This is a genomic window from Pukyongia salina, assembly GCF_002966125.1.
In the GTDB taxonomy this organism is placed as follows: Bacteria; Bacteroidota; Bacteroidia; order Flavobacteriales; family Flavobacteriaceae; genus Pukyongia; species Pukyongia salina.
Window position 1 is genome coordinate 235005 of sequence record NZ_CP027062.1, and the last position, 12845, is coordinate 247849.

14 protein-coding genes are annotated in these 12845 nt (G+C 43.2%); 1 reads left to right on the plus strand and 13 read right to left on the minus strand.

Going from position 1 to position 12845, the window contains the following annotated elements; genetic code table 11:
- Window positions 1-16: 16 nt before the first annotated feature.
- From rimO to C5O00_RS01190, 9 genes are all read right to left on the minus strand, one after another.
- Window positions 17-1321 carry a 30S ribosomal protein S12 methylthiotransferase RimO gene (gene rimO, locus C5O00_RS01150; RefSeq protein WP_105214187.1) on the minus strand — a complete coding sequence of 435 codons (1305 nt, stop codon included), beginning with the start codon at window positions 1319-1321 and terminating at the stop codon, window positions 17-19.
- A gap of 10 nt (window positions 1322-1331) precedes the next feature.
- Window positions 1332-2285: a signal recognition particle-docking protein FtsY gene (gene ftsY, locus C5O00_RS01155; RefSeq protein WP_105214188.1), complete on the minus strand. Its 954-nt coding sequence runs from the start codon at window positions 2283-2285 to the stop codon at window positions 1332-1334.
- 258 nt (window positions 2286-2543) lie between these two features.
- Window positions 2544-2696: a DUF4295 domain-containing protein gene (locus C5O00_RS01160; protein WP_105214189.1), complete on the minus strand. Its 153-nt coding sequence runs from the start codon at window positions 2694-2696 to the stop codon at window positions 2544-2546.
- A gap of 19 nt (window positions 2697-2715) precedes the next feature.
- The gene (gene rpmG / locus C5O00_RS01165; protein ID WP_027880093.1) at window positions 2716-2898 is read right to left on the minus strand and encodes a 50S ribosomal protein L33; all 183 of its coding nucleotides are present in this window, start codon (window positions 2896-2898) and stop codon (window positions 2716-2718) included.
- Between the two features lie 26 nt (window positions 2899-2924).
- Window positions 2925-3164: a 50S ribosomal protein L28 gene (gene rpmB / locus C5O00_RS01170; RefSeq protein WP_105214190.1), complete on the minus strand. Its 240-nt coding sequence runs from the start codon at window positions 3162-3164 to the stop codon at window positions 2925-2927.
- Window positions 3165-3229: 65 nt separating this feature from the next.
- The gene (locus C5O00_RS01175; protein ID WP_105214191.1) at window positions 3230-4477 is read right to left on the minus strand and encodes a competence/damage-inducible protein A; all 1248 of its coding nucleotides are present in this window, start codon (window positions 4475-4477) and stop codon (window positions 3230-3232) included.
- Window positions 4478-4822 carry an Hpt domain-containing protein gene (locus C5O00_RS01180; protein WP_105214192.1) on the minus strand — a complete coding sequence of 115 codons (345 nt, stop codon included), beginning with the start codon at window positions 4820-4822 and terminating at the stop codon, window positions 4478-4480. It abuts the gene before it with no gap.
- Complete coding sequence (locus tag C5O00_RS01185; RefSeq protein ID WP_105214193.1) at window positions 4823-5434, minus strand: fumarylacetoacetate hydrolase family protein; 612 nt, start codon at window positions 5432-5434, stop codon at window positions 4823-4825.
- Between the two features lie 80 nt (window positions 5435-5514).
- Window positions 5515-6288 carry a 3'-5' exonuclease gene (locus tag C5O00_RS01190; protein ID WP_105214194.1) on the minus strand — a complete coding sequence of 258 codons (774 nt, stop codon included), beginning with the start codon at window positions 6286-6288 and terminating at the stop codon, window positions 5515-5517.
- A 52-nt stretch (window positions 6289-6340) separates the two neighbouring features.
- Here C5O00_RS01190 and C5O00_RS01195 point away from each other — a divergent pair, with 52 nt between their 5' ends.
- The gene (locus C5O00_RS01195; protein ID WP_158676747.1) at window positions 6341-6955 is read left to right on the plus strand and encodes a glutaredoxin family protein; all 615 of its coding nucleotides are present in this window, start codon (window positions 6341-6343) and stop codon (window positions 6953-6955) included.
- A 63-nt stretch (window positions 6956-7018) separates the two neighbouring features.
- On the opposite strand, the gene C5O00_RS01200 is transcribed toward C5O00_RS01195, so the two are convergent.
- The 4 genes from C5O00_RS01200 to C5O00_RS01215 form a co-directional block, all read right to left on the minus strand.
- Entirely contained in the window at window positions 7019-8353 is a 1335-nt protein-coding gene (locus C5O00_RS01200) for a dihydrolipoamide acetyltransferase family protein (RefSeq protein ID WP_105214196.1), read from the minus strand.
- Window positions 8354-8431: 78 nt separating this feature from the next.
- Window positions 8432-9556, minus strand: a complete 1125-nt coding sequence (locus tag C5O00_RS01205; RefSeq protein ID WP_244593011.1) for a glycosyltransferase family 2 protein — start codon at window positions 9554-9556, stop codon at window positions 8432-8434.
- Between the two features lie 2 nt (window positions 9557-9558).
- A complete protein-coding gene (gene recR, locus C5O00_RS01210; protein WP_105214198.1) occupies window positions 9559-10176 on the minus strand; it encodes a recombination mediator RecR in 618 nt (205 codons plus the stop codon).
- 80 nt (window positions 10177-10256) lie between these two features.
- On the minus strand, window positions 10257-12737 hold the full coding sequence (locus C5O00_RS01215; RefSeq protein WP_105214200.1) for a VPS10 domain-containing protein: 2481 nt from the start codon (window positions 12735-12737) through the stop codon (window positions 10257-10259).
- Between the last annotated feature and the right edge of the window lie 108 nt (window positions 12738-12845).

Here is a 12845-nt window from a genome sequence, read left to right on the forward strand (position 1 = left end):
GATGTACGAAATGTCTTTATTTTACTACTTCGCCGTATAGGTCGAAATCTTCGGCGGCTTTGATTTTTACATCAAAGAATTCTCCCGTTCGCAGGTAACCGTCTTCCGCATTGATAAGTACTTCATTATCCACGTCCGGGCTGTCAAATTCGGTACGCCCTACGTAATAGCTTCCTTCCTTCCTATCGATAAGCACACGAAAGGTCTCCCCTATCTTCTGCTGGTTTAGTTCCCACGATATCTGGGACTGAATTTCCATGATCTCGTTGGCTCTTTGCATTTTTACCTCTTCGGGAACATCGTCCTCCAGATTATAGGCATGCGTATTTTCCTCGTGTGAGTAGGTAAAACAACCCAGGCGTTCAAAACGCATCTCCTGTACCCATTCCTTCAGAATGTTAAAATCTTCTTCGGTTTCTCCAGGATAGCCTACAATTAGGGTAGTCCTGATCGCCATTTCGGGTACGGCTGTCCTGAAATCCCGCAGTAATTTTGTGGTTTTCTCGCGGGTTGTTCCTCGCCTCATCGATTTTAAGATGGGGTCTGAAATATGTTGTAAAGGGATATCGATATAGTTACAGATCTTTGCTTCCTGCTTCATTACCTCCAGGACTTCCATTGGGAACCCTGTAGGAAATGCATAATGGAGACGGATCCATTCTATCCCCTCAACTTTAACCAGTGCTTTCAATAGGGTGGCCAGTTCGCGCTTTTTATAGAGATCGAGGCCGTAGTAGGTGAGGTCCTGAGCGATCAGGATAAGTTCTTTCACCCCTTTTGCTGCAAGTTTTTCGGCCTCGGTTACAAGGTCCTCGACAGGTGTGGAACGGTGCTTACCTCTCATGATGGGGATTGCGCAAAACGAACATGGCCTGTCACAGCCTTCGGCTATCTTGAGGTACGCATAATTTTTTGGGGTGGTGGTATGGCGTTCACCTATGAGTTCGTGTTTGTAATCGGCTCCCAAAGCCTTAAGCAGTCCGGGCAATTCGGTGGTTCCGAAATACTGGTCTACGTTGGGTATTTCCTTTTGCAGGTCTGGTTTATAACGTTCACTCAGGCATCCGGTAACAAATACTTTATCCACCTCGCCATCTTCCTTCTTCTGCACATATTCCAATATAGTGTTCACACTTTCTTCCTTGGCATTGGCTATGAATCCACAGGTATTGATCACAACGATATTCCCCTCCTCCTCATGAACCACTTCTTTATTGTTAGCCTTTAGCTGGCCCATAAGTACCTCGCTGTCATAGACATTCTTGGAGCACCCCAGGGTGACGACATTGATCTTGTTCTGCTTGAGAGATTTTGTACGCACCTGTTGTTTTTTATTTAAAGAATGAATCTACAAATTCGAATTTATTGAAGACCTGCAGGTCCTCAATTCCCTCACCTACGCCTATGTATTTTACCGGGATCTGAAACTGATCGCTGATCCCGATCACAACGCCACCTTTGGCTGTACCATCGAGTTTGGTAACGGCCAGAGAGGTAACTTCGGTGGCAGCCGTGAATTGTTTAGCCTGTTCGAACGCATTCTGACCCGTAGAGCCATCCAGCACGAGTAATACATCGTGTGGGGCATCCGGGATCACCTTTTGCATCACTCTTTTCACCTTGGTAAGCTCGTTCATAAGATTTACCTTGTTATGAAGGCGTCCGGCGGTATCTATTATTACTACATCGGCATCCTGGGTTACCGCACTTTCCAGCGTGTCGAAAGCAACACTGGCAGGATCGCTACCCATTTTCTGCTTTACGATGGGTACTTCGGTGCGATCTGCCCATACCTGTAACTGGTCTATGGCGGCCGCCCTGAAGGTATCTGCAGCACCCAGCACAACTTTTTTACCGGCCGATTTAAACTGGTATGCCAGTTTCCCTATGGTAGTGGTCTTTCCCACACCATTAACTCCTACCACCATGATCACATAGGGATGTTCGGTTTGAGGGATTACGAACTCTGTGGCATCGCCTGTATTAGTTTCACTTAAAAGTCCGGCGATCTCTTCCCTAAGGATCTTATTGAGTTCGTCTGTACCCAGGTATTTGTCTCTGGAGACCCGCTCCTCTATACGATCGATTATCTTGAGGGTGGTATTTACACCCACATCACTGGAAACCAGGACTTCTTCAAGGTTATCGAGAACATCGTCGTCTACCTTGCTCTTTCCGGCAACTGCCTTGGATAGTTTATCGAAAAAAGTGTTTTTACTCTTTTCAAGACCTTTGTCCAGTGTTTCCTTTTTCTCCTTGGTGAATATTTTCTTGAATAGACTCATGTAACTTTTTGAATATTTAATGCTGCGTTAGGGATTGAAGCAGGCTACCTCGTCTGGGCGCGCCTTGGCGACCAGGCGTGTAGCGCGTAAAGCCCGGCCCTGAAGTACCGCCGAAGTAGAGCGCAGCTCACTTCAAGGATACGATACAGGGAACGCCCAAAATCCTCTTCTAATCTTCAATTAACAGCGGCAAAGATACGAAATAGAAAAAGCCACTCTTAACTAAAAGTGGCTTTTTACAATATGAGTTTGTGTGGTTTATTTTTTACTTAACCACTCGTTTACTTGCTCGGGAGCCATGATAGACTCAACAAACATATAGGCTCCGGTTTTTGGAGATCTAACCATTTTGATAGCCTTGGTTAAACGCTTGGATCCTGTTTGTAATGATGCAACTGATTTCTTTGCCATGACTCTTTATGCTTAGCGGTTATTTAATTTCTTTATGAACAGTCATACGTTTAAGGATAGGATTGAATTTTTTCAATTCCATTCTATCCGGAGTATTCTTTTTGTTCTTGGTCGTGATATAACGAGATGTTCCCGGTTTTCCAGATTCTTTGTGCTCTGTACATTCCAGGATAACTTGAACTCTATTTCCTTTTTTAGCCATTGTATCAGACTTTATCTATTAAGCTGTTATTTTTTAAGGAAGCCCTTTTCGCGAGCCTCTTTGATAACTGCTGAAATTCCTTTCTTATTAATGTTCTTTAATGCCGAAGTAGATACTTTAAGAGTGATCCATTTATCTTCTTCTGGAATGTAAAAACGCTTCTTCACAAGGTTTACATTAAACTTGCGCTTGGTTTTATTCATTGCGTGAGACACGTTGTTTCCAACGATGGCTCTCTTTCCTGTAAGCTCACAAACTCTAGACATTGTTAGTTATTTTAAAACAGGCTGCAAATTTAAGAAAATATATCTATACAGCCAACAAAAGAATTTTAGTTTTTTGAAATTTCTTTAAGGAGCATTTCAAAGGCTTTATTTGTGGCCTTGGAGATTACCCGTTCTCTGGGTTTACCAAAATTGAATTCTTCCACTATTGTGCGCTGCGGGGTAGCAATAGCAATATAGACAGTGCCTACTTCGGCAACTGCATCGCCTTTGGTTGGGCCAGCAATTCCCGTGGTGGCGACTGCTACATCTGAATGGAACAATTTAACACATTGATTAGCCATAGCTTCGGCCACTTGGGCACTTACTACTGTATGTTTTTCGATAAGACCGGCGTCTACTCCTAGAATCTTCACTTTTTGCTGGGTCTCATAGGGCGTGATACTTCCAATAAAGTAGGAAGATGACCCTGCGATTGTTGTGATTTCCCTGGCTATGGCACCTCCCGTACAACTTTCGGCCAGGCTAAGGCTGTATCCTTTCTTAACTAAAATGGCACCAATTCGCTCCTGGATGGTAGTTTCATCTTCAAAGCCAACAGCGATATCCTTAAGCATTTCGCTCAATTGAGCCATTTTATCGTCTACCCTCTGGCGGATCTCGGTTTCGTTCGATCCTTTTGTCGATAACCTCAGCCTAACCCTTCCCAAAGAAGGCAAATAAGCCAGTTTGATGTCATTGGGCAGTTCGTTCTCAAATTTCTCGATTCGTTCGGCTATGCTACTTTCACCCAAACCGTAGGTTAACAGGGTCTTGTGGTAAATATGCGGCCTGTTGAATTTACGGATCACCCTCGGAAGAACCTCATTGGTAAGCAGGTATTTCATCTCGTAGGGTACCCCGGGCATGGAAACAAATACGGTATCGTCTTTTTCCATCCACATACCGGGGGCGGTACCATGGGCATTCTTTAAAACTTTGGCAGTAGAAGGTACCATAGCCTGTTCCAGATTTGCCGGAAGCGGATCTTTTTGAAGATATTTGCTGAAAATAGCATGGATATGGTGTAGAGTTTCCTTGTCCTCCACGAGCTCATCGTCTAAAAATTCGCAGAAAGTGTGTTTGGTGATATCGTCTTTGGTGGGGCCCAGACCGCCGGTTACCAAAACGAGATCTGCGTGTTTTTTGGCGTCTTCCAGGGCCTGCAGAATATGCTCCCGATCGTCCTGAATGGATGTTATCTGGTACACCTGAACACCAATTTTATTCAGTTCCTTACTAATGAATGCCGAATTGGTATCGACGATCTGTCCTATAAGTATTTCGTCACCGATGGTGATTATCTCAGCAAGCATTTATTCCAGGTCAAAGTCTGCCTTCAGTTCTTTAAATACAGCGCGTAAGGTAGTTGAAACATTGTGGACGTTCTCATCTACCGAAGACTTGTTCTTCGAAGTTTTGGTCCATGATTCTATAGTGGTGATATCTTTTAGCACATCGATCCCGAACATTTCTAGATTTGGTTTCATTTTGTGTGCAAACTGGTACGCCAGTTCTTTATTATCGTTTTCGATGGCGTCCTCCATTGCCTGGAGGTCCGGGGGAATCTCATCTAAAAAGGTTTGTGCAACTACTGCCATAAAATCTGAATCGCCTCCGGCGATCTCCCTTAGACTTTCAATTGAATAGTGTTTTGTCATTTATTTTACTTTAATAGAAAAAACCTCGGTTTCTTCAATATATCCGGTTAGTTTGTCTTCCGGGTTCACTTTGGCTACGCCGGAAGGAGTGCCCGTAAAGATAATATCTCCAATCTTTAATGTGAAATATTTGGAAATATATTCGATTAACGAATCTATTTTCCACAACATCAGGGCTGTATTGCCTTCCTGAACGATCTCGTCGTTTTTCCGGAGGTTAAATTTAATGGAATCCACACTTTTAAAGCGAGTTTTCGGTATAAATTTTCCTACAACGGCTGCTCCGTCGAAAGCCTTTGCCTTTTCCCAGGGAAGGCCTTTTTCTTTCAACTGCGATTGCAAATCGCGTGCCGTGAAATCGATCCCGAGACCAATTTCATCGTAATATTTGTGCGCAAATTTACGATCTATATGCTTCCCGATCTTTTTGATCTTCACCAATATCTCTACCTCGTGATGAACGTCATTGGAGAAATCGGGGAGAAAAAACGGTTGTTTTTTGAGTAAGATAGCGGTATCTGGCTTTAGAAATAATACCGGGTCTTTCGGACGATCATTGTCTAATTCTTCTATGTGAGCGGCGTAGTTTCTACCTACACAAATTATCTTCATGACTCTTGACGTTTCAAATTTTATGCTTTCCCAAGTTCAACACATTTAAAACCTTTCGTTCGGAACAAATTCATCCCACTTTAAAGTTTGTTGTTTAGCTTACTCAGTTTTATTCGAGTGAGTACTTTTTTAGTATAAAGTGGAAAATCTGCATTCAGCAGCCAGCCAAAATACCCTGGTTCCTGCTCCATCACATCTTCTACTTTCTTACCTCTGTGCTTTCCAAATGAGAACACTTCTGCTCCGTCCTTATCAAATCCAATGTAACCGGCAAAGTCGGCATAGTTCTTATGGGAACTGAAGGTTGCCAGAGTATTTACATCATTTTCAAGATCTTCGTATTTATCTAATTGTGCTTTCAGCACCTCATAGGTTGCGATCGTATCGGCCTCTGCACTATGTGCATTTTCCAACTCTTTATTACAATAGAACTTATAGGCAGCTTCCAGGGTTCTCTTCTCCATTTTGTGAAAAATGGTTTGTACATCCACCGAGGCAGCCTTTTTCAAGTCGAAATCCACGTCGGCTCGCAATAGTTCTTCGGCAAGTAATGGAATATCGAAACGATTGGAATTAAATCCGCCCAGGTCTGAATCCTTCATCAAAGCATGCACTTTAGGAGCCAGTTCCTTAAAGGTGGGTTCGTTGGCCACCATTTCGTCTGTAATACCGTGGATGGCAGCGGCACCAGCTGGGATTGGCATTTCCGGATTTACTCGCCAGGTGTAACTTTCTTTGTTACCGTTTGGATGTACTTTAAGGATAGAAATCTCTACAATTCGGTCTGTTGCAACATTAGTACCAGTTGTTTCAAGGTCGAAAAAACAGATAGGTTTAGATAATTTCAATTCCATAGGCACGATTTGTGATGCAAATGTAGTAATTACTACTTTTGTGATGCTTGTTATGAGACCTAATTTACTTTTTTTATTGATACTTTTTTTCTGCAATCTTTCCTATGCACAGGGTCTGAAAGTTCTGATAAAGGAAAAGAAGAAAGGAAAACGCCTGATTCTCATCGCAGAAAATAAAACCCCGGACACCCTCAATGTCTTTTTGATGGTAAATGCTGAAGGTTACAGGAGAAGCGCTTCAAAACCTGTGATAAAGAATATTCCTCCCCTCTCCGAAACTCCTATGATCACCCTAATCGAACTGGACAATGTGGAGTCTTTCTATACCTTCGATCTGGTGGTCAATGAAAAGGAACACAATCTGCAATTTTCGTACGATGAACCCGAGCGGGACATCGAAAGGGTGGTACAAGGGAAGTTGATCATCTTTTCGGCCGACGGTTGTACGAAATGTGAGCGATTATCACAAAAATTAAATGAGAACCGAATACAGCATCGAATCTTTAATATCCAAAAAGACGCTGTGCTTTACGGACAATTTATGAGTTTTATTGAACGCAAATTAACCGAAGAAACCAAGATAAGGTTTCCGGTGATATGGTATAGAGACGATGTTATATTTGGTTATAACGACCTGGAGGATCTTGTCCTAAGACTCAAAGATTGAACAGGAAATCAAAAAATAATAAATCGGCCTTCCTGGCTTGCTACTTAACTAAAAATTATATCGCTAAACTTCGCGGTTCACATCCCAGGCTTCGAGATAATCGGCCACTGCTTTTACAAATTGTCCTCCTAAGGCTCCATTAACTACACGGTGGTCATAGCTATGCGACAAGAACATCTTGTATCGAATTCCAATAAAATCACCTTCAGAGGTCTCGATTACCGCCGGCACTTTTCGAATAGCGCCCAGCGCAAGGATCCCTACCTGGGGTTGGTTTATAATAGGCGTACCCATCACACTTCCGAAGGTACCTACATTAGTAACTGTATAAGTGCCTCCCTGGATCTCGTCCGGCTTTAATTGTCCGTTGCGAGCACGATTAGCCAGGTCGTTCACTGCCTTGCTCATCCCAACAAGGTTAAGCTGATCTGCATTTTTGATAACCGGGACTATTAGGTTTCCATCGGCCAGGGCTGCAGCCATTCCCAGATTGATGTTTCTGCGTTTGATGATCTTGTCGCCATCCACCGAAATATTCATCATAGGAAATTCGCGAAGCGCTTTGGCCACTGCTTCCATGAATATAGGAGTAAACGTAAGTTTTTCGCCTTCTCGTTTCTCGAATCCGTCTTTCACTTTGTTTCGCCAGTTCCATATCTTGGTAACATCACACTCAACAAAACTCTGCACATGAGCGGAGGTTTGAGTACTTTCTATCATGTGATGGGCGATCAATTTACCCATTCGGGTCATCTCGATGATCTCATCCTCACCATTCACCGATACAGGAACTACGGGCTTAGAAACGGACACGGGTTTTTCTGGTCTCGCGGCTTCTACGGCTGGCGTTGTAGCTGCCGGGGTCGATGTACGACTCTTCAAATAAGATAGAATATCGTTTTTGGTAACCCTTCCATCCTTACCTGTTCCCGGGACCGCATCTAATTCGTTTTGCGTTATCCCTTCTTCCGAAGCTATGTTTCTTACCAGGGGTGAGTAAAATCTTTCCCCTTTATTCTCAATAACCGGTTGCGTACTCGCTTTGGCTTCTGCCACTCTCTCCTCAACGGCTGCTACTACTTCTGGTGCAGGTGTGTCTGCAGTATTTTCCTGTACTTCTGTTTCGGCCAAATCTACCCCGTTAGAACCCAAATCGCCATCAGTTTCGATGATTGCTATGGTTTGTCCTACCTGTACTACATCGTCTGCCTCGAACAATCGTTCTACCAATACCCCATCCACTTCACTTGGCACTTCGCTGTCTACTTTATCGGTAGCGATCTCCAGCACCGCCTCATCGGCTTCTATGGTATCTCCAATTTCCTTGAGCCAGTTGGTTACCGTTGCTTCAGCAACACTCTCACCCATTTTTGGAAGTTTCAATTCAAATTTTGCCATAGGAGTGTATCTTTCTTGTACGCTTTAATATTGCGCCACAAAATTAGTCAAATTTTGAATGTTTAGGATTGATATTAGTTAAAAAACGACAACAATTCCTTTTTCGTCACTTTTATCGCTCCCGAGCATAAAATTGCATCCGGAAGGCCTTATTCTGAAGTGGTTACCCCTTTTTTTAAGCCGCTTCATAACCATAAATATCTGATTATAAGACATATACTCCTCATCAAAAACGAACAGCGTATTTTTGAAATCTTTGTCATTAAGGATGGCTTTTGAAGCCGATTTCGCAGGTATTTCGAGTTTTTCTGAAAGATTTTTCAGCAAATTAAAGTTATCGGTGATAATTACGGCTTCCGAAGGCGGAATAGCCTTGTTCCGGCTACGCTTGCCCGTTAATTTACGTATCAATTTACTTAGGGATAAACCTAAGTGAACTCCTGCATCGCTTAGGAAATTGGATGCAAAATGTTTCCTGTAAAAAATGTGCATGGCCCCGTAGAAGCGATCCAGATATGTAGAGTCGTTCTGCGGGCTTTCTCCTTTATAATGAAGGATACCGTCGGTTCCCATATAATGATTCTTATATCCCGCCTGCAATACCTTATACGAGAAGTCTATATCCTCCCCATACATAAAATAGTCTTCATCGAAACCACCCACTTCTTCATAAACAGACCTTTTAAGAAACATAAATGCACCGGGTAATACAGCTACTTCACCTGTATCGGTTTCGGCTATATCATTGGCATAATATCCATTTTTATTTTTTCTGAAACCGAGTAGTTTTACAATAGATGCCCAAGGAGTAGGCACATTTCTTTTGCTTTCCGGAAGGAAATTTCCAGTTCCATCCATCAGTTGCACACCGAGTATCCCAAGATCAGGATTTTCTGAACTGTAATGAAGACAATTGCTGAAAATGGTGTGCGGTACGGCTGTATCCGGATTGAGTATGCACACATATTCTCCCTGAGCCTGGGCAACGGCCTGATTATTCGCTTTGCTGAACCCTACATTCTCATTATTCTCTATCAACCTGATGGTAGGAAATTTTTCTTTCATCATTTGGCAGCTATCATCGGCCGAATTATTATCGATCACAATAATCTCTGCATCCAGGGAAGTTATGGCTTGTTGCACACTTCGAACTGCCTGTTCGAGGAAATATCGAACATTATAATTGAGAATGATGACAGACAATTTCAACTTTTCAGCGAGGTTTCGAACGGAATTCGGTTTAAAATACTTCGGCCCAGAGTCACTTCATCTGCATATTCTAACTCATCGCCTACCGATATGCCCCGAGCTATGGTAGTAGAAAGTACATTGAAGCCTTCTATCTGCTTGTAGATATAAAAATTGGTGGTATCTCCTTCCATGGTCGAACTCAATGCGAAGATCAGCTCTTCTACTTGTCCGTTACTCACTTTATCCACCAGGGAGGGAATATTGAGATCGCCGGGCCCAATACCGTCCATGGGCGAGATCTTTCCTCCCAGGACATGATAATGCCCCCGGTACTGACTCGTATTCTCGATCGCCATTACATCCCTTATATCTTCCACAACACACACCTGTTTTTCATTTCGGCCCGGATTTGCACATATCTCACAGAGGGTAAGATCGGAGATGTTATGACAGTTCTTACAAAAATTGATCTCATTTCGCATTTTCTCCAAAGCTGCCGCTAATTGTGAAGTTTGTTCCTGCGGCTGTTTCAGCATATGTAAAACAAGTCGCAAAGCTGTTCGCTTGCCAATTCCGGGCAATTGCGACATCTCGTTCACCGCATTTTCAAGTAATTTTGAAGAGAAATCCATAGGTTTAGAATACCCGGCAAGATAAAAAAAATGCTTCAGAAAACAGAGGTATTCCGAAGCATCTCACATTAGTGGATCCCTTACTTTTTTACGAATTTTTTAGTGGCCTGTCCCATTTCGGTTTGAATGCGAATGAAATATACACCTCGTGTCAAATTGGATATATCGATAGCCTCATTATTGGAAACTTGTTTTTCAAACTGAACTAACTTCCCTCCCACATCAAATATTCGCACCTCAGCCTCGAAAGCTGTTCCGGCAGCTATCCAAATATGGTCATCTCCCGGGTTTGGATAAATCGATACCGTATTAGAATTGAACAAGTCGTTCCCCCCCAGGATCACATCGGCAATAGGCGACGCCCAGAGTCCGCGGCCATAAGTAGCAGCGTATATCTTTTCATCGGCATAATTGATCTCCAGTTCGTTGATGATCACGTTAGGTAAGTTGGTATTGTAGGGTTGCCACTCATTTAAGGTATCGTCTATATAATAGATACCGTAGTTCATACCAATATAGAGTCCGTTAGCCCCATTATCCTGCCACACCAGAGCCAGCGCACTGAAATTTGGCAGATTCTTCTTATAGTTCTCCCAGGTAGCACCCCCATCATTCGAGATAAAAATCGAATTGTTATTAGCAACGGCCACTGCGATCTTATCCGGATCCGCCGGATGTATGGCAATGGAATTGATAGACCCTCCGGGTAAGGATTTTAATACCCAATTAGTTGCTCCTCCATCATCGGTGCGATAAAGCTGTCCACTATTACTGGCGTACATCACCAGGTTGTTTGATGGTGCGATCTTCAAATTATCCAGACTGGCATTAAAATTTTGAGAGATAGCTGTCCAGGTAATTCCTTTATTCGTGGATTTATATACATAATTGTAACCGAGATAAATTGTATTTGGCTCGATGGGATCCTGTTCGAAGGGCGTTACCCATTCACCGCTACCTGTGCCGGGTTCATTTAAATTAATAATACTCGCGGCTGCATCTTCGGTTCGATAAAGACGGCCAAATTGTATGGTGCCGTACATTATATCCGGATTATCCTTATCCACAAATCCTTCCATGCCATCGGCACCTATCCAGTCCTTCCATCCCTCTGCTGCCGTGTAAAAGGAAGAGCCATTATCCTGGGAACCACCAGTTACGATCACGTCTGGGGTTTGTGCAACCCCTATCTTATACCACTGCCTGATACCCAGGCCAGAGGAGAGATCGGTATAATAATCGGAGGTTAGATTAACGGTATCTTCGGCTTTAAAGATTCCTCCGTCTGTACCCACATACAAGGTGGAACCGTTAAATAACATAATATCCACATCGGCATGGCAGTAACCAATGTTGGCCGTGGCAGCTGCATCGGGTATCCAGTCTGCCGTACAGGTGAACGATACACCGCCGTCCATGGATCGCCAGGTAAGGACTCCGGCAATATGTACTTCATCTGCATTGGCAGGGTTTACCGCTATATCCATGTCGCGAGGTGCCTGTCCGCTGTTATCCAAGCCCGCTGTACTATATCCAAAGTAGTTTAGCCCCCCCTGATCCAGTTCTGTAAACGTATCGCCACCATCCGTCGATCTATAGAATCCGCCAAATATTCCACTATCGGCTTCCAGCACGTAGACTCTGTCCGGATCTGCCGCAGAGACCCCTATCATTTTTGGTCCGTTCTGAAATCCACCTATTGTGGTAAAGGTCATACCGCCATCTGTTGATTTATGTACCCCGGCCCCACTGGCATAGACGATATCCGGGTTGCCGGGTTTAAATTCTATATCGTAAGCCTGGTTATCAATACCGGTATTGGTCCAGCTGACTCCTCCATCTGTACTTCTGTAGATGCCCGCATTTTGAGAACAGGCAAACATGATAGATGAATTGGAAGGATGAATAACAATCTTATTGATGAGCGAGTTGCTCATATCGGCCAACAGGTTCCAGGTGGCACCGGCATCGGTCGATTTAAATATGATCCCGCTGGAAGATCCCGAGAAATACGTATCTGGATTGGAAGGATCTATAGTGACTGCATACACATACAAATTAGAAAAAAAGTCGTTGAGCGGGGTCCAGTTTAGACCACCATCTGTAGTTTTCCACACCCCTCCTGTATTTGCTCCAACGATAATATGATCGCTGTCATTCTCATCGATCGAAATACCCGTGATCCTTCCTACTCCCGGATTCCAGCTAGTTGTGGCATTCCAGTTTGTAGGGCCCAATTCTTCCCAATTATCGGATAATGGTTGTCTGCTACCTGCAGTTTCATTGAGGTACGCATTATAGCGTTCAAACTCGGTAAGGTTTTCGGTTATTGCAGGCAGGAAACCATCTTCCTTCACCATTCGAAGGGCATTGTATTCCCATCGTTTGAATTGTTTATAGCCAGATCCTCGTCCTTTATCTTTACCTTCAAAATAAGCCTCTGCGCTATCTATTATTTCCTGAACCGGATACGTTCCGGCATCTATCATTTGAAGATATTCCTGAGAATTCGCAGTAAAGTTTAAAAGAAACAGGATTATTGAAGTACAAAGAGTTTTCATTTTTTCTAATAAAATAGTGTTTACAAACACCAAATTTTCAATTGGTTATAAAAGTATTAAAAAAAATGAAGGAGCATCGAGGTCAAACTTTGTATTTTTACAAGCACC